Raw genomic sequence first — 21,525 nt, 5'->3', positions numbered from 1 at the left:
CTGATTAGCTGTGTGCCCGTTAATCGGGTTGGGCAAGAAAATAATCCAAACCTTCACGCCAGCCCTCGGGACCAACGTGTGCAGTGTGGTAGACGTTTTCCTCATCATCGCGCGTCAGGATGACCGGCGTTTTACTGAAGCCTTTTATGACGACGGCATAATCGACGCATTCCAGCATTGGCACATCATTGGGGCCATCTCCCAGGCCGATGGTGGTACGGGTGATCCCCTCGCGCCGGGCGAGATGCTGTTGCAACGTTTGTAGTGCGTGACCTTTTCCACATCCTTCAGGCATCACATGCCAGAAGCGTCCTCCCTGGGTTAACGCCAGACCGTGCTGATGCAGGGCCGCCCGGAATTCATCCAGCCGTGCGGCATCATCGCGCCACAGCACCACCTCGGAAGCATCGCGTTGTCGACTCTGACTGGCTTCCGCCAGCGTCAGGCCAGTGAATCTGGACACCTCAACGTCACTAAAATCGTGAAAACCGGTGAAGCGAAAGTCAGCCTGCAAGCCTTTCAACTGCTGACAAAGTGCAAGGTAAGCTTGCCCCTGTCCTTCACTACGCCGGTCCTCCGCCTCAAGAACAATACGGGCACCGTTTTCAGCAATAAAAGGCGATCCGGCGATGCCGAGTTTTTTTTGCAGCGGAATGATCTCGGCCGCCGTTTTGCTGGAACAGATCACCAGCGGAATCTGATTTTGTTTCAGACGTGCCAGCCATTCGCTGGCGGCATCCCAACGATAATCGTGATGGTCCAGCAGTGAGCCATCGAGGTCGGTGACGATCAATAACGGTTGGTCAAGACTGACCATCTTCACACTCCTTACACCCTTGGGCATCCGTAAAGCGAGGAATAATCAGTATAATAGCGTAATCGCGATCACACTTTTTCGCACAGCAATGGGAAGTTAACCCAGGAAAATTCCTAAAACAGGCTAACAGCAGAATTGTGCATGTGTAAAAGATGCGCAGAAAAAAGACAGCATACATGCGGTGTTTTCGGTAACAACCGCGACGTAAAACAGGTGAGGGGTTGCACCTCTGGAAAGCGTTGGCACTTGTCTTATTCAGACTGAGGCGTAATCTGGCTGCTGTGTTAGAGATTTTCCTGGTGTAACGAATTTAGCGCTTTTACTTTACCCGGCTATCCCGCCGGGTATTTTTTTGCCTGATATCAATGATGCACTTCAATGCAGGAGCAATCGTGGATATCCAGTTCAAAGGCTTGTGACAGATCAATTTGCGCATCCTGCGATCCGCTCGCGTGTGGTTGCATATGCTCTTTGATCTTGCCTGATGTCTTTTCCTGAATGGCGTTAAGCAATGTATCGATATTGCTGTTCAGGTTATCGCTATCGTCGTTTACCGTTACCATCATCGTGCCTCCTGAGCGGAGAAGGGGGACGTAGACAGTATAGACGTCTGAGGGGAATCGTGCGGAATCTGCGTAACAGGCAAAAAAAAGCCCGCGCTGCGCGGGCAAAAATCCTTGTTACTTTTAGGTTGACTGCGCCTTTGGGGTTGGTGCAGTAACAAAAATTCTACGCGCTGGCCGCGTCAAAAGTCTCGCCATTAAACGTTAAGAAAGTGAAAATCCCTTACCAGGCGCATTCTTAGGCGAGTTAAGCAATCACCCAGGCTGATCGCGATCACACGGTTACCCAATTCTTCCGTTACACTGTGTCCGAGGCACTATTTCTGGAGAGTATTCAATGAAGGTCAATGACCGCGTGACGGTAAAGACAGACGGTGGTCCGCGCCGTTCAGGCACGATTCTGGCGGTAGAGCCATTTAATGAAGGCGTTATGTATCTGGTTGCGCTGGAGGATTATCCGCTGGGTATCTGGTTCTTTAATGAAAACGATCATGCGGATGGGGTGTTTGTCGAACCCTATGTCCCCTCACCCTAACCCTCTCCCGCTGGCGGGAGAGGGGACTGATGCGAGCACAGGCTAACATTTTGCACTGCCTCCCTCTCCCGCTTGCGGGAGAGGGCCGGGGTGAGGGCATAAGTAATCTCAGATTAGAACGTTTCCCAATTATCATTGCTGACGGTTGCCACGCGAGGCGTCAGCGCTTTTAACGTCGGCTGCACGGTTGGCGTCGGAACCAACAAACCTGGCTTGTCATTCAAACGAAACGCGGCAACCGCCTGGGTCAATTTACCCGCCTGGTCTTCCAGCGATGCTGCCGCCGAAGAGGCCTCTTCCACCAGCGAGGCGTTCTGCTGAGTCACATTATCCATCTCGGTGACCGCCAGGCTCACTTGCTGAATTCCGCGGCTCTGCTCATCTGAAGCGGCGGCGATTTCAGACATAATGTCGGTAACACGGCGCACCGCCTCAACAATTTCACTCATGGTATTGCCGGCTTCCCCTACCTGATGCGAGCCATTGCTAATCAGATCAACCGATTCTGCAATCAGAGACTCAATCTCCTTCGCCGCCTGCGCACTGCGCTGGGCCAGGCTGCGCACTTCACTGGCGACCACGGCAAAACCGCGACCCTGCTCACCGGCACGGGCGGCCTCAACGGCGGCGTTCAACGCCAGAATATTGGTCTGGAATGCAATGCTGTTGATAACATTAGTGATTTCGGCAATCTTTTTCGAGCTGCCAGAAATGTTGTTCATGGTTTTCACCACGCCATCGACCAGCTCTCCACCGCTGCGCGCTTTACCTGAGGCATCGGCTGCCAGTTGGCTGGCATGATGGGCGTTTTCGGCATTCTGCTTCACGGTGGCCGTCAGTTGTTCCATGCTGGCTGCGGTCTGCTCCAGTGCGGAAGCCTGCTGTTCGGTGCGTGAGGAGAGATCGGTGTTACCGGCAGAAATCTCACTGGAACCCTGATAGATCGCCACCGCACCTTCACGTACCACACCAACCGTACGAACCAGTGAGGCCTGCATCAGTTGCAGATTATGCAACAGGCTGCCGATTTCACTGCGGCCCCATGCCTGATCGGGCGCGGTTAAATCACCCTGAGCGATGCGTTCAATACGCGCGACAGATTGACGCAGTGGGTTAATCACCACGCGGCGCAGGAACAGGAAGGTCAGCAATACCAACACCAGTGCTGCGGCAAAGGCGGCGGCCATAGCAATAAAACCAATGCGTGACTGATGTGCCGCTTCCGCATTTATCGCATCAGCGCGATTAGTGCGGATCTTGATTGCTTTGAGTAACACCTCGTTATAGGCGTCATCCAGTTTGCGTGTTACATCGGTTTCCTGCGCAATAATGCCTTCAAAGCTGCCTTGTTTTGCCGAATCGATCATCGGCTTCAGGCCTTTATCGATATAAGCGTTGAAGCGTTCCGTCAGCGGTGCATCCAGCGCCAGGTCTTCTGCGGTTTTGGTTTTGCGGTCCATATAAAGTTTGAAACCGGCGCGTGCCTGTTCAATACGTTGCTCGGTGCGCGCCAGGTCAGCGCGGTAGCTATCCATCTCGCCAATACGTGCGGCGGCACCAGACTGAATAACATTCAGACGTGCAGTACGCAGGTGGTTTGAGCTGTTGGAAATCCCCATACGAATCTGGATTTCATCTGTGGCGTCATTCAGTGAGTTATTGCTTTGAATCAGAAAGTAGCTGGCGAGTCCAATGCACAGGGCAAAAAGCAGCAGAATGCCACCAAAGATCATGCTGAAAAGAGGCATCAGGCGCAGGTTCTGCCAGATGCTGAGCTTATGTTGCTCATCAATCGATGCTGTTTTCATATCCTTGCTCTCATATAGGTTGGTGTTCTGAAGCTAACATCGGCAAGGGAGGGGAAAGGATTAGTCAGCAGAGTGGGATCTGCATCGCAAAATGGACAAAAGCAAAAAAGGGCCAATCAGCGGATTAGCCCTTATTTTTACCGAGGGAAATTATCGCACGTTGACATAGATCCCGGAGGTAACATTATCAGTGAGACGCACAACATGATAAATAACTTGTTTATTGTGGGTCTTGATTTTACGTTTAATATTACCTTTATGTGACGAAACTGTTTTCGCCTTAATTTGCATCTTGTCTGAAATCTGAATGGTGTCATGTCCTGACATCCACATTTTCAGCATATTTGACTCAGTCTGGCTTAATGTCAGAGGGTGAATATCAAGCCCGGCTGAAATTCGTGGCGCTGCATTAAGTTTCTTTTGCAGATAGGTGCCGAGCAGGGAATCCAGGGTCGATGTTTTAATCGATTTTGACGTAATAATCAGGTTCTTACGAACGTAGAGATATTCCTCAAAATGGATGTTTGAGATCGCCATGAAGATGAAAAATAGGGTGTCAGGATGCTGCATAATAATGCCGCGGATACGATCGCTGGAGTCGGATTCATGAATGAACGATTCTTCGTTAATAAATACGACCCCGGGTTTTAGCTGTTCACATCTTTGTTGCAGTTGCTCGATGTCAGACACGGAAGTAATATTTTTCTTTTTAACTCCTTTTGCGGACATATAGTCCGATAATCCCAGGCGTGTGTAGTTGCATGAATCCATAATAATCGTTGGCATGTTAGCGACCCTCACCAATTTGTTATCCGTTTAAATCAACGATGAATTACGCGTTTGCGGTACGAGAGAGATTTCCAAAGACACTTTTTTATTCTGCTCAGCAGCCTGGCGGAGTAAACCCGTGCGCCATTATGACTCTTCCCTGACCCGTTCTGCGAAGTTTGTTGTGTTACTTCAACGTCACTCTTGACCCCGCGACAGTGGGAATCGCCGGGAATTTGTTTTAAGTCGGTAAATCGCTCATTTTTGCGAGCCATGTCACTATCGCGCATGTCACAGACAAATCTGATAGGACAAATCTTAAAAACATTTGAAATACGAAAGTGTGACGTTTCAGCGAGTGTTGACAATGCCGGAAAAAAGGTTTTCTTACAAGAAAAATCGCTGCTAAATTTTTTTTGTTTAAAAACAATCTATTGGGCATTTTCTCAACGAATCCACACGCTTAGGCACTGTAGGATTCGTCTGACTAAAATACTTGAAGCGCCGTTTAATAAGAATAATTTTCACCAGAAATGCGCATTTATCAGATTTTCCTCAGTTGATTTCTGAGAATTATGGTTCGAAAAATGCACAAATAGATTTTGAACGCTTAACTATCACTTAAGAACGGCTACAGATTCGTTAATCAACTCGTACGGGAGAGTTCTGACAGGAACTGAGCGAGCAAATCAAAGACTTCACTGAAGAGATGTTCGCAAAAAGGGGCAAGGAGCGGCATCATCAGACCGATGCTCAGGATCCCCACAGTTAAGGTGATTGGGAAGCCAACAACGAAAACTGATAACTGTGGTGTAACACGGTTTAACAAACCCAGGGCCATATTGAGCGTGAGGAGCAGAACGATTAATGGCAGCGCTAACATCATGCCATTAAGGAAAATTAATCCCGCTGCCTTCACCAACGCCATAAACGCGTTAGCGTTGAGCGGATGATCGCTGATCGGCATGGTGTGAAAACTGTCGACCAGCATCGAGATGAGCCACAGATGACCGTTGAAGGTCAGGAACAATAGCATCGCCAGCATATCAAGAAAACGCGCCAGCACCGGCATATTCAGACGGCTGCCAGGGTCAAAGAAGGTAGCGAATGACAACCCCATCTGCAAGCCAATCACTTCGCCCGCCATACGCACTGCACCGAATGCAAACTGCATGGTCAGCCCCAGACCGACACCAATCAGAATTTGCTGAAGCAGCAGCCAGAAACCGGCAGCGGTAAACAGGGTGACTTCAACCGGTGGCAGCAACGGCATCAAAATCCACGTCGTTAGCACCGCCAGACCAATTTTGACGCGGTTCGGGATACTTTTCTCGCTGAGTACCGGCGCGCTGGCAAACAGCGCCAGCAAACGCACCATCGGCCAGAAGAACTGGCTGACCCAATGAACTAATTGGCCGCTGTCGAGGTTAATCATTAACCGATGATATAAGGCAGGTTGCTAAACAGGGTGCGCATGTAATCCAGGATCAGGTTAAGCATCCACGGACCGGCAACCACCGCGGTGGCGGCCACGGCAAGAATCTTGGGAATAAATGACAGAGTTTGTTCGTTGACCTGCGTAGCCGCCTGCAACAGGCTGATAATCAGGCCACTCACCAGCGCCACCAGCAACATGGGTGCCGCCATCATCAGGGCAACACGCATCGCGTCCTGTCCCATTACCATTACCGATTCGGGTGTCATGCTGCACTCCTCAGGAATAGAAACTTTGCGCCAGTGAACCCACCAGCAACTGCCAGCCATCCACCAGCACGAACAGCATCAGCTTAAACGGCAGTGAAATGGTGGCGGGGGGGACCATCATCATCCCCAACGCCATCAACACGCTGGCAACCACCAGGTCGATGATCAGGAAAGGGATAAAGACGGTAAAACCAATCTGGAATGCGGTCTTCAGCTCACTGGTGACATAGGCAGGCAGCAGGATGCGCATCGGCACCGCTTCCGGCCCTTCAATCGGCGGCGTATTTGCCAGACGGGCAAACAGCGCTAAATCCGCTTCACGCGTCTGACGCAGCATAAATTCACGCAGCGGCTGTGCACCCTTATCAATGGCGACATCCATGCTGATCTTGTCCTGGCTAAACGGCAGATAAGCGTCGGAATAAATCTTGTCGAAAGTGGGTGCCATGATGAAGAAAGTGAGGAACAGCGCCAGACCGACCAATACCTGGTTCGGCGGTGCTGATGGCGTACCGAGCGCGTTGCGCAACAAGCCAAATACAATAATGATGCGGGTGAAACTGGTCATCATCAGCAGCACTGCCGGAATAAAAGTCAGTGAGGTGATAAAAACCAGCGTCTGCACCGGCAACGACCAGCTCTGGCCACCATTTGCCAACGGATGGCTTACCAAACCGGGTAGTTGCGCATGCGCAACCGGTGCCAGCAACAGCAGCGGCAGAAGAGGAAGCAAACGACGCATCATTGGGTTTTTCCGGGGCGTTTAACCAGAGTGTTTAACAGCTGACGAAAATCCTGCGGCGCGGGTGGCGCAGCAGCATCTTCAGGCGCAAGCGGTGGCAGGGTATGCAGGTGAGTGACCTGTTGTGCGGTGACGCCAAGAACCAGACGGGCATCCTGAGTATCAACAATCACCACCCGCTCGCGTTGGCCGACCTGTACGCTGGCACTGACTTTCAGCGTCTGACCGCTCACCGCCTTCGGTGCAAAACCGAGGCGGCGTGCCAGCCAGCCACAGGCGAGGATCAGTAACACAATCACCGCCAGCACGCTGCTGACCTGGCCAATCACCGAACCGGCTGAAACCACCGGTTGGCTGTGGCTGGCAGGTTGTACCGTTTGCGCGTTCTTCAACATACTTAGCGGCTCAGACGACGCATACGTTCAGACGGGGTGATGATATCGGTAATGCGCACGCCATACTTGTCGTTCACCACCACCACTTCACCCTGGGCAATCAGGTAGCCGTTGATCAGAATATCCAGTGGTTCACCGGCCAGACCGTCCAGCGCCACTACCGAACCCTGCGTCAGGCGCAGCAGCTCTTTGATGGTCATTTTGGTCCGACCCAGCTCCACGGTCAGTTTGACCGGGATATCCATGATCAGATCGATGTCCTGCAATGATCCGCTGGCACCGCCGCCGTCGAGCGACTTAAATACCGCTTCGCTTTGCTCCGGCGCGCTGGTTGCCGCCTGCTCGTTCATTGCAGCAGCCCACAGATCGTCCGCGGAGATGTCGTCATCGGACGGTTTCTTGCTGTCACTCATTGGGCTGTTCCTCATTCAGCGAATTCAAAATCGGGTTAATCAGATGCTCGACACGCAGCGCATACTGGCCGTTTAACGTGCCGTACTGGCTGGTAAGCACCGGTACGCCATCTACGTGTGCGATGATGCGATCCGGCTTCTCAATGGGCAGGACGTCACCAGGTTTCAGTTGCAAAATACGTGACAGACGCAGCGACACATCGGCGAAGTGGGCAATCAGCTCCAGCTCCGAGTGCTGCACCTGTTTCACCAGGTTGTCGCGCCAGTGGTTATCTTCCTGACGAGAGTTCTCCAGTGGGGGATTGACCAGCAGCTCACGCAGCGGCTCAATCATCGAAAATGGAATACAGATGTTGAATTCACCCACCAGGTTGCCAATCTCCACCTGGAACGGGGTGTTCACCACGATATCGTTCGGCGAGGTGGTGATGTTGGTGAACTTCACCTGCATCTCAGAACGGACATACTCCACATCCAGCGGGTAAATCGCTTTCCATGCGTCGCTGTAGCCTTCCAGCGCCAGCTTCAGCATGCGGCGAATGACGCGCTGCTCGGTATGGGTAAATTCGCGGCCTTCCACTTTGGTCGGGAAGCGGCCATCGCCACCGAACAGGTTATCCACGGCGATAAACACCAGACTCGGCGAAAACACCACCAGCGCGGTGCCGCGCAGCGGTTTCAGGTGGATCAGGTTCAGGTTGGTCGGCACCGGCAGGTTGCGGGCAAACTCATGGTACGGCTGAATCTTGATCGCCCCGACGCTGATATCCGGGCTGCGGCGCAACAGGTTAAACAGCGCCATACGAAAGTGACGGGCAAAACGCTCATTGATGATCTCCAACGCCTGCAAACGTTCACGCACCACGCGACGTTGGGTATTGGGATCATAGGGACGAATATCACTGTCGCCCCCGTTGGAACTCTTCTCTACTTCCGCGCTGTCACTGTCGCCATTGAGCAGCGCGTCAATCTCAGCCTGGGAGAGAATGCTATCGCCCATTAAATCACCTCAAAATGAAGGCGGTAAACAGCACGTCACTGACCACCTGCGGAGGTTGACCTTTTACCAGCGGCGGCGCCAGCACCTGTTTGATTTGATCAACCAGGGCCTGTTTGCCTTGCTCAGACGCCAGCGCCGCAGCGCTTTGACGTGAGAGCAGCAACAGCAGGCGGCTGCGCACTTCCGGCAGGTAGTCATTCAGCCGACGTCGGGTGTCCTCATCGGGCAGACGCAGCGTAAAGCCTACGTACAGCACACGGTCAGGATCGTTGTCAGGATTGACCAGGTTAACCGTAAAAGTATCCATTGCAAAAAATACGGGGGCAGGGGGTGGCTCTACTTTCGCCACTTCCGGCTTATCGCCCTCGTGTTTATTCATCATTCGCCAGACTGCATAGCCTGCCACGCTGCAAGCGGCCAGCGTCACAATCAGTAACACCGGAATTAATATTGAACGTTTGCGGCCTTTAGCTTTCGCGTTATCAGACATGTTTGCAGTTACTTCCTGTGAATTATGGGCAAGCCTTTCGGCTCGCCTGGACAGATTATCCCGCGTCTTAAGTCAAACAATGGGAAGAAAAGACGCGGGTTTTACGCTTACCTTCAGCGTTAGCCGCTGTCAGGCAAAGATATCGACAGCGCCGTTGCCGGTCGCGCGCGCCTGAAGGGCTGCCGGGACGGCAATAGGCGTTATCTCGTTGTCACTGTCCTGGGAGAGGGTAAAGCTGCCGTGCTGGCCATCACGGCGACCTTCCTGCTGACCCTGATAATTCTGGCCTTGTGCGGAAGCGTCGCTGCTGACATTACTCTGTCCCAGGTTTATACCACTCTCCGCCAGCGCCGTTTTCAGCTGTGGGAGAGCCGCTTCCAGCGCGGCCCTCACATGGCTGTGGCTGGAAACCATATTCAACTGTGCCTGATCCTTATCCAGGGTCAGGCTGATCTGAATTGCACCCAGGTCCTCCGGGTGCAGACGCAACTCAGCATTCTGCTGGCCGTTGCGACTAAACATCACAATCTGCTGACTCAGCGCCTGCTGCCATTCCGACGAACCAAGTTGCGCATTCAGCATCGGTGTCGACGGTGTGGTGCTGGTCGTCGCGGTGCTGCTGGTCAGCGTGCTGGTGCTGCTCAGCGGTGCGCTGGTTACCGGCGTTGTCGTGTCGCTACTGCTCAGATCACGCTTATCATCCGGTTTACTTAGCGTACTCAACACCTGCTGAAAACTCTCATCCAGCGTCAGGGCGGTGCTGTTAGTCGAACTGCTGTTGGCCGTGGTGCTGGTGGCCTGCGTTGTGGTGGTTTGCGCGGTTAACGCATCAGCCACATCGCTGCTTTTCTTCGTCGCTGCCGTTGTCACTGCCGTTGTGGTGGCTGTCGCCGTATCCGACTGCTCATCCTTAACTTTACTGGTCAGCGCACTGAGTAACGTACTGTTCAGACTGGCACGACTGTCACTGGTATTTTCACTCAGCGCCGTGGTGGCCGCTGTTTGCGTAGTACGATCTTCCACCGCTGCCGGTAACATGGCGAACAGGGCCTGAACATTCTGTAAGTCGCTGGCGCTTAACGAACTTGCCTCAGTCTTATCCTTATCATCGGCTGATTTCAGCGTGGCTTTAATATTTTCCGGCTGTAAAAGTGCGTTCAGCGTCTCTGGTTTGTCCAGTGCCTCCAGCAGCGCGCTCAGAGAGACACCTTTGCTGGATTTTTCATCGCTTTCTGCTGATGAATCAGCCGATTGCGCGTTGGTGCCTTGCTGTTTTGCCAGCGTCAATAACTGATTTCCCAGGGCGGTAACGAAGTCCTGCGGCAGGTTTTCCACCCCTTGCAGAATGTCCGTTGAAGCTGAAGTATCAGCCTCACCCGAACTGGCAGTTTGTGTAACGAGTGTTGGCAGCGTAATCATTCGCCTTTCCTCAGTGCGGCCCGTTGGGCGTATTCATCCATCCGTTTCTGATCGAGACGGTTTTCTTGTCGTAATGCGGTTTCGGCGGCGCGGGTAATCAGCGTTTGATAGGCATTAAGCCGTTTCTGCTTTTCGCGCCAGTTATTAAGAGCCTGATCGAGGCGCTGACTCCATTGCTGCAACTGTTGACGATGCTGCTCAATGGCTTTTTCCAGCGTCTGAATAAATTGGTGATAGTTGGTCCAGCGGGTGCTGGCGATACCGCCAGACATATCCTGATTCAGCTTGTTGCGATACTCATCCTGGTAATCGAGCAGCATATGCAGCTGCTCGTCAGCTTGCTGGTGGCCGCGGCGCATATCACCAAGGTGAATGACCGCTTTCTCCAGGTCCTGTTCCGCCAGGTCGCGCAATGTATCGATAGCATTGGCCGTTTTCATTGCAATCCCCCTTCACGCAGGTTTAACCGAACATCGCCTGTAAATGCAGGCAGGCATCGTCGTAGTCGCTGCGTTCGAAAATCCCCTGTTGCAGGAAGGCTTCCATCTGTGGATAGAGCTTAATGGCCCGATCCAGCATCGGATCGCTACCTGCGGCGTAGGCCCCCACGCTGACCAGATCGCGGTTGCGCTGGAAGCTGGAGAGCAGTTGCTTAAACTGACGCACGCGGGCGTAGTGGTTTTCATCGATCAACGCGGTCATGGCACGGCTGATCGAGGCTTCAATATCTATTGCCGGATAATGTCCCGCTTCCGCCAGACGGCGCGATAACACGATATGTCCGTCAAGAATGGCGCGCGCGGAGTCGGCAATCGGGTCCTGCTGGTCGTCACCTTCGGTCAGAACGGTATAAAAGGCGGTAATGGAGCCGCCGCCATGCGTACCGTTACCGGCGCGTTCCACCAGCGCGGGCAATTTGGCAAACACCGAAGGTGGATAACCTTTGGTGGCAGGAGGTTCACCGATAGCCAGCGCGATCTCACGCTGGGCCATAGCGTAGCGGGTGAGTGAGTCCATAATCAGCAGCACATGCTGACCGCGATCGCGAAAATCTTCAGCGATGCGGGTGGCGTAGGCCGCGCCCTGCATACGCAGCAGCGGTGAGACATCAGCCGGAGCTGCAATGACCACCGAACGTGCCCGGCCTTCGGCGCCGAGAATGTTTTCAATAAACTCTTTAACCTCACGGCCACGTTCACCAATCAGGCCAACCACAATCACATCGGCTTTGGTGTAACGTGCCATCATGCCGAGTAGCACGCTTTTGCCGACGCCGGAACCAGCGAACAGGCCCATACGCTGCCCGCGTCCGACGGTAAGCAGGGCGTTGATAGCGCGTACGCCGGTATCCAGTACATCCTCAATCGGGGTACGTTGTAACGGGTTGAAAGGGGCGGTGATCAACGGCGCGCGATAGCCGGTTTCCGGGGAGGGCAGGCCATCAAGTGGCTTACCGCTGCCATCAAGCACCCGACCCAGCAGTTGTGGACCGAGCAGCAGCTGTTTGCCGCTATGCGCGTTATCACCGGTGACACGCGCATAAACGCGAGCACCGGGCAAAATCCCGTCCACTTCTTCCAGCGGCATCAGAAACAGTTTCTGGCCGTTAAAGCCGACCACTTCACTTTCTACTTCAGTGATATTCGCGCCGTCATGACGTTCAATAATACAGGTGGCACCCAGCGGCAGTTGCAGGCCGGTGGCCTCCAGAACCAGGCCAGTGGCACGAACCAGGCGGCCATAGCGACGTACGGTCTGCACCTGGGAAATACGATCTTCGAAGGCGTCCAGCGCCCCGAGCCAGCGATTGAGGCGCGTGCTCATCAGAACTCTCCCGGTGCCGCCAGGCGGCACAATTCCTGCCAGCGTGTTGCTACGCTGGCGTCGAGATCGCCATCCTCGGCGCTGAGTTTACAGCCGCCAGGGTGCAGGGTACTGTCGGCCAGCAGACGCCAACCGTGCAGATCCAGCGTCGGGCCGAGGGTTTGTTCAATTCGTTGCAGGTCATCCGGGTGCACGCGTAGCTGGGGTTTCCCGCTGAACATCGGCTCCTGTTGAATCAACTGTTGAATCTGACGCAGCAGCGCGCTGCCATCGACCGTCGTTGCCTGACCGATAACGGTGCGTGCGGCTTCCAGCGCCAACTGCATCAAACGTGCGGCAATCACGCTATCGAGCGACTCCAGCGTGTGCTGAAACTCTGTCACCAGTTGCTGCATACGCGCTTGCAACGGCGCCTGCTGCTGTTGGGCGTCAGCCAGGCCCTGCTGGAAACCAGCGTCGTAGCCATGTTGCTGCGATTCAGCATGACCTTTCTGGTAGCCTTCGCTGTAGCCCTGCGTTTGCGCCTCTTTGCGCATCTGCTGTTGCAGACGCTCCAGTTGTTGTTGCTGTTCATCTTCGGCGCTCAGCACTTCGTCGCTGATGGACTCCAGCGGCAGCTCTTCGGGTTCAGAATCGAATGAACGGCCTAAATCATCAGGCTGCCAGCGTTGCCACGGACGGGCGGAAAAGGCATCAGACATAGGTTTCCTCGCCACCACCAATTACCATTTCGCCTGCCTCTGCCAAACGGCGTACCACCAGCAGGATGGCTTTCTGTTCGTTTTCCACCGCAGACATACGGACCGGGCCACGGTTGGCAAGGTCGTCGCGCAGGATATCCGCCGCACGGGCGGACATGTTTTTGAGGAACTTCTCGCGCAGCGGCTGTTCGGCACCCTTCAGGGCGATCAGCAACTGCTCGGATTCCACTTCCTGCAACAGACGCTGGATGCTGCGGTCGTCCACTTCCACCAGGTTTTCGAACAGGAACATCTCGTCGATGATCTTCTGAGCCAGTTCGCCGTCGAAGTCGCGAACCGCTTCGATAACCGCCTCTTCCTGCTGGGTTTTCATCAGGTTGATAATTTCCGCTGCGGTTCTCACGCCGCCCATCTTCGCGCGCTTGAGGTTGGTACCATCCAGCAGGCTGTTGAGCACTTCGGTCAGCTCGGCCAGCGCTGCTGGCTGCACGCCGCCGAAGGTGGCGATACGCAGCATCACATCGTGGCGCAGACGTTCGTCGAACAGCGCCAGAATATCTGCCGCCTGACCACGTTTGAGGTGGACCAGGATGGTGGCGATAATCTGCGGATGCTCGTCGCGGATAAGGTCTGCCGCCGCCTGCGGTTCCATAAAGTTGAGCGTTTCCATACCGCTGGTGGTTTCGCGGGTTTCGAGAATATCTTCCAGCAGGCTGGAAGCACGCTCTTCGCCCAGCGCCTTAATCAACACGGTGCGCAGGTAGTCGTTGGAGTTGAGACTGAGCGCGGCAAACTGCTCGGCATTCATCTCAAACTCACGCAACACCTCGGTCAGCTGCTTGTGCGAAATCTGTTTCATGCTGGCCATGGCCGCACTCAGATGTTGCACTTCACGCTGGTTGAGGTGTTTAAACACCTCAGACGCACGATCCTCGCCAATGGTCATCATCAGAATGGCGCTTTTTTCAGTACCGGTCAGACTCATAGTTCGTTACTCATCCATTCACGGATCACCAGCGCAACTACGCGTGGATCGTTTTCAGACATATCGCGGATACGCTGGCTCATGACTTCCGCGCTCATGCGGTTAGTTGATTTGCGTTCCTGATCCAGCTCATCTTTACTGAGCTGCACGCTATAGGCTTCTTCCTCTTCCTGCGCAGCGGCACGGGCGGCAGCGGCTTCGGCGGCGGCCTGTTCCTGCTCACGCTTACGCATAATCTGCGGACGTACCAGTTTGCGATAGAGGATGAAGGCAACCAACGCCACCAGCAGCCAGCGACCGGCATTCATCAACTGATCAAAGAACGACTGCTGTTGCCAGAAGGGCAGGTCGCCACCGGCAGGCTCGGTCATATTGAACGGTGAGTTCACCACGTTGATGCTGTCGCCACGGTTCTGCGAATAGCCCATCGCTTCACGGGTCAGGTCTTCAATCTGCTTAATCTGCTGATCATTCAGGGCAACTTCTTTGCCTTTGTCGTCAGTGCGGTAGTTCACCACCACCGCGACCGACAGACGCTGCACATCCCCGACGTTCAGCTTGGTATGACGAATGGTGCGATCCAGTTCGTAGTTAACGGTGTCGTCACGGCGTGAACTGCTTGGGCCGCTCTTTTCGCTGGTACTGGTGCTGGTGCCATTGGCCGCATTGTTTTGTCCATTGGCATTCTGGCCATTGGCATTGTTAGCGGGCGGATTGGTCACCGGCGCGGTATTCGCTGGGGCGGGCTGATTTGACAATGCGCCAGGTACGCCACCCGGGTACGGGCTACCGTTCTGCTCGCTGGTGCTGGTCTGACGCGAACGAATCGCTGAATTATCAGGGCTACCGTTAGGCTGATACTTCTCATCCGTCTGTTCGCTACGGTCAAAGTTGAGCTGCGCTGTCACCTGCGCATGCACATTGCCCTGGCCAACAATAGGATTAAGAATCGCTTCGATGCGCTGCTGATAGCGGCCTTCTACTTCGGCGGTATATTTCAGCTGGGCATCGTTCAGATCACGGCCTTCGCTGTCAGAACGGGTCAGCAGACGACCGGCCTGGTCTACCACTGTCACGTTACCCGGCGGCAGGCCAGGCACACTGCTCGAGACCATATGCACCACGGCCTGAATCTGACCTTCGTCCAGAGCGCGGCCTGGTTGCAGATTCAGCGTAACGGAAGCCGACGGCGCTTTCTGCTCACGCACGAACAGGGTCGGTTTCGGCATCGCCAGATGAATACGCGCGCTCTTGACCGGACCGAGTGTTTCGATAGTTCGTGCCAGTTCACCTTCCAGCGCGCGTTGATAGTTAACCTGCTCGCTGAACTGGCTGATGCCGAACTTTTCTTTATCCATCAGTTCAAACCCTACCGAGCCACCTTTCGGCAACCCTTGTTGGGCGAGACGCAGGCGCAGTTCATGCACCTTATCGGCCGGCACCATCAGTGCACCGCCGTTCTCGGCAAACTGGTAAGGAATGTTCATCTGGGTCAGTTGAGTGACAATTGCGCCGCCATCCTCATCAGAGAGGTTGCTATAAAGGACGCGATAGTCGGGGGCTTTTGCCCAGAGCACCAACGCAAAAACCACTGCGATAGCCGCAGCGGCAGCGATAATTAAGGGAATTCGCGGATTGGCGCGCAGGCGGGCGAGAAGGTCACTGAAGCCTTTCTTGGTTGTATCCTGTGTAGCGGCTGCACTCGCATTCATGACCGATTCCTGCCTGACATAATTGACCGGGTGAGTTGTGGTGACAAAACGGACTCCCTGAAACGTCGAAAAATGAAATTCCACTCCAATGCTTTGCATTATTTTCTGAATCGCGAAATTTGATGGGCGAAAAAGCCGGGGTTTTTGCGGTCATTTAACGCCTTTGTCTTATTGACAGTGTGATAACTTTTCCAGCGTGAAAAAATGAATCATCTTCAACGAGGTAATGGCATGTCGATTCAGGCAATTGATGGTGTTCTGCAACAGCTTCAGCTGACGTCGTTGCAAGCCAGCGGCCAGCAGAGTGACGCCACTCAGCAGGTGGACTTTGGTGCAACCATGAAAGCGGCGCTGGATAAGATCAGTGAAACGCAAAACAATGCGCGCAGTCAGGCACAGGATTTTGAACTGGGTAAACCGGGCGTGGCGTTAAATGATGTGATGGTCGATCTGCAAAAATCGTCGATTTCTATGCAGATGGGGATTCAGGTCAGGAACAAGCTGGTGTCGGCTTATACCGATATTATGAATATGCAGGTGTAGTCAGCATCACGCATTGACACTGCAAACAAAACGGCGCGATTCCTCGCGCCGTTTTGATGAAAAATTTATGCCCCACCCGGCGCTTATCTCCGGCACTCACAATGGCTTAGCTCTTGAAGGGGCAAGGTCATTATCTCAGAATTATCCGAAAAATACAGCGTCACGCAGGCACATTTGCCAGGTATCGTGATGTCAATCACAAGCATTTTTAACCGTGCTAGTTCATGACCCCGGATTGCGCAAGTTTTTCGGGATTAGCGTATCTCCGGCCATGCTACAGCCGGGATGCCGTTCAATTGTGGTCGGGCAAACAAAAAGCCCTGAAATTTACTGATTCCTGCCGCCTCCAGCCACATCCACTCTTCGGGTTGCTCTACGCCCTCCGCTATCACGGAAATTTCCAGCGAAGCGCAACACTTGATCATGGCATGCACAATCGCCTGTTTAGGCCCGCTTTTGTGGACATCTTTGATAATGCTGCGGTCAATTTTGATTTTGTCCGGCTGGAACTTTGCCAACAGAGACAGGCCGGCAAAACCGGCACCAAAATCATCGAGGGCCACACTTATGCCCGCTGCTTTGAGTTGTTTAATGGCGGCGGTAAATTCGTCGGCGCGTGAGATGGCCTCATCTTCCGTCACCTCAACCACAATCTGCTCCGGGATCAGGCCATTGGCATGAATTTCTTCCAGCAGGTAGTCCACCGCATTTGGCACCATCACCAGCGACATTGGCAGCAGATTAATCGACAGCGTTAATTTCGGGATGTTGAACTGCTTTGCCAGCTTAAATGCCTGGCTTTTGCATTTGAGATCAACCTCATAAGCCTGCTTACGACTGTATGGGGCAAAAAACTTTTGTGGTGAGCCGCCATCAGCACTGCGAATCAGCGCTTCCAGTGCCAGTACTTCGCGTGAAAAGGGGTCGATAATCGGCTGGAAAGCAAAATGACACTGGACAGCAGCGTCTTGCGGAACATCGATGATTAAATTTTCCTGCTCGTCGGCGATAAATTCCCAGGTGTTGCCGGGCGGGATTTCGAAATAGTTCTCTTTTTCTCCGGCCTCGACAAACGTTCGCAGAAATCGTAATGCCCGGTCTTCAAAGGTCAGCTGGTATTTTGATGTTCCTTTATTGAGCACCGCCTGTAAGACCGTGGCTTTATCGTGTTCGCGTAAATCAAACAGCTCCATCCCGGTATTGCCAAAACGGCGCGCCGGGGCATAGTCGTGCAATAGCTCTACCAGGTTTTGATGGCGGGCGTCTTTGCAGATCCGGTCATAGATAGACTGTACAGCATCGGTTGGCCCTTCGAGCAACTGAAAAAAATGCAGCCCGTCAAATAATAAAATGCCCGTCACATCCAATAATTCATTATTTCTATTGGCTTTTTCAACCATGTCTTCCAGTCTTTTCACTGGAACATGGTCGCAGAGATGGCTGCGATAAAGGATGGTTGAGAGCATGGCAGGTTCCGGAACATTATTTTTGTGAGGTCTACATTAACAGAGCATCCAGGGAAAATGTCTCAGACAGCGATTATTTATCTTGAGAAGCGTCTGAAAACGCTCGACAGGGTAAAAAGCGCTGTTCTGTTTACGTCAAATCGGATTCTTTCTGCATCCGACCGTGTACTGGTCAACGATAAAAATATTAGATTGAAACGACAAATAAAAAGCGTAGTGTGACCTTCGTTAACGGGAGGTGAGCACAATGTTGCGTGATTATTTGAAGATTGATGATAGCGATCGCTTAGTAGAACAGAGCATACAAAGGCTCAACAATCGCGGTCAGGAAGATATTACCGAATGGCGTATTGTCGGGAAGAATGGTGAACATAAGGGCCATGTCTCCCTGTTTGATAAACTGTGCATCCAGCGGTCCTGGAATGTCAGCTACCGTATTACGCAAACCGATGTAAACGGAAGGGTTGTCGTCGATCACTTGACCGACGTGTTGTAATTTTTGCCGTAGTTTTTGTGTTACTTGACCCGCCTGTGAGCGGGTTTTTTGCATTGATACTTTTCGGCGAGTCATTTGCATGGCCGGCACACGGCAGCGCGGGCATCAGCCTCAGTAGAAAAGTCAGATCCGATTATTCCTAATGCGTTATCGATATATTTAACTACCTTTAATCACTGAGGCGTTATTTAAATGGGTAATTTTCACAGAAAAGGAATATAACATGAGTGATTCAGAGGCAATCAAAACCAAAACTGACTACCTGCGTGATGTCACCTCACAGCTAAAAGAGATGCGTCATTATGCGCAGACCAACACCGAAACTCTTTCCAGTCACTGGCTGGCCTTTGATGCCGGTGAGTATAAAGACAAAGAGTATGCCGCACGATTCGATACGTTGATTAATAAGCAGGGAAAACTGCTGGACGATATTGATCAGGCGATTCAGGATTTGGAAATCGCCGTCAATCATAACGAGCAGGAGCGCTAAGCCACCAACGCGGTGATTTAGTCGGCCACCAGCCACATATCGGCTTCATCGAACATCTCCTCGATGATACGTGCCAGGGTGGCTTTATCATTTTTACTCATATCGGTCTCAATGGCGTTCCGTTCCATCGGTTTGACCCGTACCTCAAGCTCCGGAAATACCCGCTGCACGCGTTTTTCCAGTTCCTGCAAGATCATTTCGCGCGCACCGGGTAATCCTGCGACGTTGCGCTTGTCGTAAATCAGCTCCACAAACATTCAGGGCATTCCATTTAATCAATCAGAGCGCCATATTACTGTAAATAAAAACAGTATCAAGCGGCAGGAAGGGGAAAGCTGATAATTTTCTCGACCTGTCTCTCACCACGTCACTTTTTCACGCCAGGAGGGGAAGCATGCGCCAGTTGGTCGTCGATATTTTACTTAAGATGGCAAAGATGGATGTGGAAGCGAAAGAGCTGATGGCTCAGGTCGAAGCGCAGTCGCTGTTGCTAGCCGCGTTATTGATTCAGGCAAAGCAGGATAATTCGCTGACCATCAGTGAAACGGTACAGGATGCGATTGTCACCGCGTCTCGCTCCTCTGAAGAGTTTTTGCAGTCTGATGTGGATCTGCTGCTGACCCATATCAATCGCCTGTTGGCAGTGGCGCGTTATGTCGAAGTGAAGGCGATAGAACGTGAAGAGTAAGTGAAAAAATAGAACCTCTGGAGGTGGAAATCCAGCAACACCTCCAGAGGCGGTGCAAAAGCACCATTCGTTCAAGGACAATCTACGACCGAAGTCGTAGAACTAACTTATACAAGTTTTACGTCCTTGTACAACTTTATCCTGATCATTTTGAGTGGTAGGAGGTGTGAAATCGCGACCACGCAAAACTGAAGTGTTTAAAGTTCGTTCTTAATACAGAACTCTTCCCACGTCATACCTAACGCCGCCGCGTGAGATTTCAGGTAGGTTTCGATGGCCTCTGCGGCCACCGCTTTATCCGGTTCGGCAAGCTGAATAGAAAACAGCATGCCGTCGAGGTTCTTCTGGCGTAAGAACGCGGCATAGATACGTTCTGCGTGCCACTGGTGCAGCGCAGTCAGGGTCATGCCCGCTTGCTGCGCATCATTCTCTGTCAATTCATCCAGCGCCGCCTGGAAATCAGGATGGGCGGCAAAAAACATTTCTCGGGCCTGGGCGTAATATTGTTCTGGCGTTTTCATGCGGAGGTTCCTGCTAATAAACTCGGCGCGTAGTGTAGCGCGCATGCGTCAGCTTGTCAGGAACCAGCCAGATCCTGTGCAGATACCTTGCGCAACGCCCTGGAAAAATTATAACGTAGCCGCCATTGAAGCGAGTGTAGGGATCGAATGATGAAAAAGTGGATGGTATTGACCGCGCTGGCGCTGACGGGGTGTGCGCAAATCAACAATTATGAAGCGGCGGTGAAGACGCCCGCGCCAGCGGAATTGCAGGGCTACTGGCAAACGGTCGGTCCCCAACGCAAGCTGGTGAGCGATCAGGCAATTGGCAGTCTGATTATTGGCGCACAGGGCGATACGCTTGATTGCCGCCAGTGGCAGCGCGTTATTGCCAAACCCGGCAAGCTGACTCGTCTGGATGACCAATGGGTTAACGTGACACGCCAGGTACGTGTGATGCCGCTGAGATTAAATAATGGTGAGCTGCGTTACGATGGCTTGCGGATGCGTAAAGTGGACCGTCCAACCGTTGAATGTCAGCAGGCATTAAAAGAAGTCGCCGCACGGCCAAATGACGATGTGATTCAGAATATTGAACCCGAGATTTTGCGTCCGACGCAGAGTGCCGCACAGAATTAATCGTTGAAAAAATAGCGGCAGGGAAAGAGGTTTCGCTGCCGCTACTTCAGGTAACACTCAGACTGACTGACGTGGTACCAATACGCTGCCTTGCTTGCCATAGGCGCTCATCATGGTTTTTTGCCGTGATGATTGTCCAACCAACTGTGCCAGTTCATCCAGACGTGCCTGTAACAGGCGTTTGACTTCACTCTCATTGTCAAGGATATGGCGTAATACCGGGCGCAGTTGCTCCTGAGTTTGCAGCGAAGGTGCGTTATCTTGCGTCGATCGTGCCAACTGTTGCACCGCACTAACGTATTCCATCTCCTTGGTGATTAATTCATCCCATTCGCCGTCTGCGGCAAGGCGCAGCATTCCCTGGCTGAGATCGAGTAACTGCTGATAAATGGCAATCAGATGCGGTGCGATAGTCATTAAACGGCGTCCTGAAGGTGTTGAGGTTGAGCGACTTCTTTCCAGGCATCAGCGATGTTACGTAGCAGCCCTTCAACTTCTTCGATGGCTTCTACGTCATTACGCAGATTGGCCTGTAACAGACGGCGAACCATGTAGGCGTACAGCCCTAACAGGTTATCGGTGAGTTCATCACCGCTGCCTTCTGCCAGACCCTGTTTGAGTCCGTTTTCGATAATATTGATCGCTTTAGAGAGCGACAGACCTTTGCCCTCCATATTTCCGTCCTGCAAAAACAGACGGGCGCGTACCAGTGCACTGAGCGCACCGTCAAACAGCATCACCACCAGTTGCTGCTGGCTGGCGCTCATGACGGCGCTTTCAACGCCGATTTTGGCATAGGCTTGGGTGCCATTTGCGCTATACATGAA

The 21,525-nt window shown here is 52.9% G+C and carries 28 protein-coding genes; 5 read left to right on the top strand and 23 right to left on the bottom strand.

From position 1 onward, the window contains the following. Nucleotides 1-19 precede the first annotated feature (19 nt). Nucleotides 20-817: a mannosyl-3-phosphoglycerate phosphatase-related protein gene (locus AC6I8N_RS12360; RefSeq protein WP_021182853.1), complete on the bottom strand. Its 798-nt coding sequence runs from the start codon at nucleotides 815-817 to the stop codon at nucleotides 20-22. A gap of 362 nt (nucleotides 818-1,179) precedes the next feature. After that, nucleotides 1,180-1,383: a DUF2525 domain-containing protein gene (locus AC6I8N_RS12355; RefSeq protein ID WP_021182854.1), complete on the bottom strand. Its 204-nt coding sequence runs from the start codon at nucleotides 1,381-1,383 to the stop codon at nucleotides 1,180-1,182. Between the two features lie 334 nt (nucleotides 1,384-1,717). Between AC6I8N_RS12355 and dsrB the strand changes: the two genes are divergently transcribed. Next, nucleotides 1,718-1,915: a protein DsrB gene (gene dsrB, locus AC6I8N_RS12350; protein WP_208724109.1), complete on the top strand. Its 198-nt coding sequence runs from the start codon at nucleotides 1,718-1,720 to the stop codon at nucleotides 1,913-1,915. A 113-nt stretch (nucleotides 1,916-2,028) separates the two neighbouring features. On the opposite strand, the gene AC6I8N_RS12345 is transcribed toward dsrB, so the two are convergent. From AC6I8N_RS12345 to fliF, 15 genes are all read right to left on the bottom strand, one after another. Next, entirely contained in the window at nucleotides 2,029-3,723 is a 1,695-nt protein-coding gene (locus AC6I8N_RS12345) for a methyl-accepting chemotaxis protein (protein ID WP_208724110.1), read from the bottom strand. A gap of 150 nt (nucleotides 3,724-3,873) precedes the next feature. Then, entirely contained in the window at nucleotides 3,874-4,509 is a 636-nt protein-coding gene (rcsA, locus tag AC6I8N_RS12340) for a transcriptional regulator RcsA (RefSeq protein WP_036624919.1), read from the bottom strand. Nucleotides 4,510-5,137: 628 nt separating this feature from the next. Continuing rightward, complete coding sequence (fliR, locus tag AC6I8N_RS12335) at nucleotides 5,138-5,926, bottom strand: flagellar biosynthetic protein FliR (protein WP_021182858.1); 789 nt, start codon at nucleotides 5,924-5,926, stop codon at nucleotides 5,138-5,140. Continuing rightward, nucleotides 5,926-6,195, bottom strand: a complete 270-nt coding sequence (gene fliQ / locus AC6I8N_RS12330) for a flagellar biosynthesis protein FliQ (protein WP_021182859.1) — start codon at nucleotides 6,193-6,195, stop codon at nucleotides 5,926-5,928. Before fliQ ends, fliR begins: the two co-directional genes overlap by 1 nt. Before the next feature lie 10 nt (nucleotides 6,196-6,205). Then, nucleotides 6,206-6,937: a flagellar type III secretion system pore protein FliP gene (gene fliP, locus AC6I8N_RS12325; RefSeq protein WP_036625087.1), complete on the bottom strand. Its 732-nt coding sequence runs from the start codon at nucleotides 6,935-6,937 to the stop codon at nucleotides 6,206-6,208. Further along, complete coding sequence (gene fliO, locus AC6I8N_RS12320) at nucleotides 6,937-7,332, bottom strand: flagellar biosynthetic protein FliO (RefSeq protein WP_497829149.1); 396 nt, start codon at nucleotides 7,330-7,332, stop codon at nucleotides 6,937-6,939. Before fliO ends, fliP begins: the two co-directional genes overlap by 1 nt. A gap of 2 nt (nucleotides 7,333-7,334) precedes the next feature. Beyond that, on the bottom strand, nucleotides 7,335-7,745 hold the full coding sequence (fliN, locus tag AC6I8N_RS12315) for a flagellar motor switch protein FliN (protein ID WP_021182861.1): 411 nt from the start codon (nucleotides 7,743-7,745) through the stop codon (nucleotides 7,335-7,337). Then, nucleotides 7,738-8,745 (bottom strand): flagellar motor switch protein FliM, encoded by a 1,008-nt coding sequence (fliM, locus tag AC6I8N_RS12310; RefSeq protein ID WP_021182862.1) that lies wholly within the window; start codon nucleotides 8,743-8,745, stop codon nucleotides 7,738-7,740. Before fliM ends, fliN begins: the two co-directional genes overlap by 8 nt. Nucleotides 8,746-8,749: 4 nt before the next feature. Beyond that, nucleotides 8,750-9,235 (bottom strand): flagellar basal body-associated protein FliL, encoded by a 486-nt coding sequence (gene fliL / locus AC6I8N_RS12305; protein ID WP_021182863.1) that lies wholly within the window; start codon nucleotides 9,233-9,235, stop codon nucleotides 8,750-8,752. A 129-nt stretch (nucleotides 9,236-9,364) separates the two neighbouring features. After that, complete coding sequence (locus AC6I8N_RS12300; protein WP_497829148.1) at nucleotides 9,365-10,654, bottom strand: flagellar hook-length control protein FliK; 1,290 nt, start codon at nucleotides 10,652-10,654, stop codon at nucleotides 9,365-9,367. Then, nucleotides 10,651-11,094, bottom strand: coding sequence for a flagellar export protein FliJ (gene fliJ / locus AC6I8N_RS12295; RefSeq protein ID WP_021182865.1), 444 nt, complete (start codon nucleotides 11,092-11,094; stop codon nucleotides 10,651-10,653). The genes AC6I8N_RS12300 and fliJ overlap by 4 nt, the downstream gene beginning before the upstream one ends. 22 nt (nucleotides 11,095-11,116) lie before the next feature. Beyond that, on the bottom strand, nucleotides 11,117-12,478 hold the full coding sequence (gene fliI, locus AC6I8N_RS12290) for a flagellar protein export ATPase FliI (RefSeq protein ID WP_021182866.1): 1,362 nt from the start codon (nucleotides 12,476-12,478) through the stop codon (nucleotides 11,117-11,119). Further along, nucleotides 12,478-13,179 (bottom strand): flagellar assembly protein FliH, encoded by a 702-nt coding sequence (fliH, locus tag AC6I8N_RS12285; protein WP_021182867.1) that lies wholly within the window; start codon nucleotides 13,177-13,179, stop codon nucleotides 12,478-12,480. The genes fliI and fliH overlap by 1 nt, the downstream gene beginning before the upstream one ends. Then, nucleotides 13,172-14,164 (bottom strand): flagellar motor switch protein FliG, encoded by a 993-nt coding sequence (gene fliG / locus AC6I8N_RS12280; protein ID WP_021182868.1) that lies wholly within the window; start codon nucleotides 14,162-14,164, stop codon nucleotides 13,172-13,174. The genes fliH and fliG overlap by 8 nt, the downstream gene beginning before the upstream one ends. After that, nucleotides 14,161-15,876, bottom strand: coding sequence for a flagellar basal-body MS-ring/collar protein FliF (fliF, locus tag AC6I8N_RS12275; RefSeq protein WP_497829147.1), 1,716 nt, complete (start codon nucleotides 15,874-15,876; stop codon nucleotides 14,161-14,163). The genes fliG and fliF overlap by 4 nt, the downstream gene beginning before the upstream one ends. Nucleotides 15,877-16,107: 231 nt before the next feature. Here fliF and fliE point away from each other — a divergent pair, with 231 nt between their 5' ends. Further along, nucleotides 16,108-16,419, top strand: a complete 312-nt coding sequence (gene fliE, locus AC6I8N_RS12270; protein WP_021182870.1) for a flagellar hook-basal body complex protein FliE — start codon at nucleotides 16,108-16,110, stop codon at nucleotides 16,417-16,419. Nucleotides 16,420-16,673: 254 nt separating this feature from the next. Here the strand turns inward: fliE and AC6I8N_RS12265 are convergent, their stop codons facing one another. Both AC6I8N_RS12265 and AC6I8N_RS12260 read right to left on the bottom strand, forming a co-directional pair. Continuing rightward, nucleotides 16,674-17,885, bottom strand: coding sequence for a diguanylate phosphodiesterase (locus AC6I8N_RS12265; RefSeq protein ID WP_497829146.1), 1,212 nt, complete (start codon nucleotides 17,883-17,885; stop codon nucleotides 16,674-16,676). A gap of 286 nt (nucleotides 17,886-18,171) precedes the next feature. Next, nucleotides 18,172-18,435 (bottom strand): hypothetical protein, encoded by a 264-nt coding sequence (locus AC6I8N_RS12260; RefSeq protein ID WP_208724114.1) that lies wholly within the window; start codon nucleotides 18,433-18,435, stop codon nucleotides 18,172-18,174. Nucleotides 18,436-18,604: 169 nt separating this feature from the next. Between AC6I8N_RS12260 and AC6I8N_RS12255 the strand changes: the two genes are divergently transcribed. Beyond that, complete coding sequence (locus AC6I8N_RS12255; RefSeq protein ID WP_021182875.1) at nucleotides 18,605-18,871, top strand: hypothetical protein; 267 nt, start codon at nucleotides 18,605-18,607, stop codon at nucleotides 18,869-18,871. A 17-nt stretch (nucleotides 18,872-18,888) separates the two neighbouring features. Here AC6I8N_RS12255 and AC6I8N_RS12250 read toward each other — a convergent pair whose 3' ends face one another. Continuing rightward, on the bottom strand, nucleotides 18,889-19,128 hold the full coding sequence (locus AC6I8N_RS12250) for a DinI-like family protein (protein ID WP_013509539.1): 240 nt from the start codon (nucleotides 19,126-19,128) through the stop codon (nucleotides 18,889-18,891). A gap of 137 nt (nucleotides 19,129-19,265) precedes the next feature. On the opposite strand from AC6I8N_RS12250, the gene iraP reads away from it, so the two are divergent. Continuing rightward, complete coding sequence (iraP, locus tag AC6I8N_RS12245; RefSeq protein ID WP_021182877.1) at nucleotides 19,266-19,559, top strand: anti-adapter protein IraP; 294 nt, start codon at nucleotides 19,266-19,268, stop codon at nucleotides 19,557-19,559. Between the two features lie 197 nt (nucleotides 19,560-19,756). Here iraP and AC6I8N_RS12240 read toward each other — a convergent pair whose 3' ends face one another. Further along, on the bottom strand, nucleotides 19,757-20,080 hold the full coding sequence (locus tag AC6I8N_RS12240) for a DUF6388 family protein (RefSeq protein WP_208724116.1): 324 nt from the start codon (nucleotides 20,078-20,080) through the stop codon (nucleotides 19,757-19,759). A gap of 150 nt (nucleotides 20,081-20,230) precedes the next feature. Here AC6I8N_RS12240 and yedD point away from each other — a divergent pair, with 150 nt between their 5' ends. Next, nucleotides 20,231-20,698, top strand: a complete 468-nt coding sequence (yedD, locus tag AC6I8N_RS12235; RefSeq protein ID WP_497830688.1) for a lipoprotein YedD — start codon at nucleotides 20,231-20,233, stop codon at nucleotides 20,696-20,698. A gap of 57 nt (nucleotides 20,699-20,755) precedes the next feature. On the opposite strand, the gene fliT is transcribed toward yedD, so the two are convergent. Both fliT and fliS read right to left on the bottom strand, forming a co-directional pair. Continuing rightward, a complete protein-coding gene (gene fliT / locus AC6I8N_RS12230; protein WP_021182880.1) occupies nucleotides 20,756-21,115 on the bottom strand; it encodes a flagella biosynthesis regulatory protein FliT in 360 nt (119 codons plus the stop codon). After that, nucleotides 21,115-21,522, bottom strand: coding sequence for a flagellar export chaperone FliS (fliS, locus tag AC6I8N_RS12225; protein WP_021182881.1), 408 nt, complete (start codon nucleotides 21,520-21,522; stop codon nucleotides 21,115-21,117). Before fliS ends, fliT begins: the two co-directional genes overlap by 1 nt. Nucleotides 21,523-21,525: the final 3 nt, after the last annotated feature.

It is taken from the genome of Pantoea sp. X-Soil-TKNS-1279 (assembly GCF_059730565.1).
Note: the sequence above shows the minus strand (reverse complement) of the source record. Positions and strands in the feature narration are given on the sequence as shown.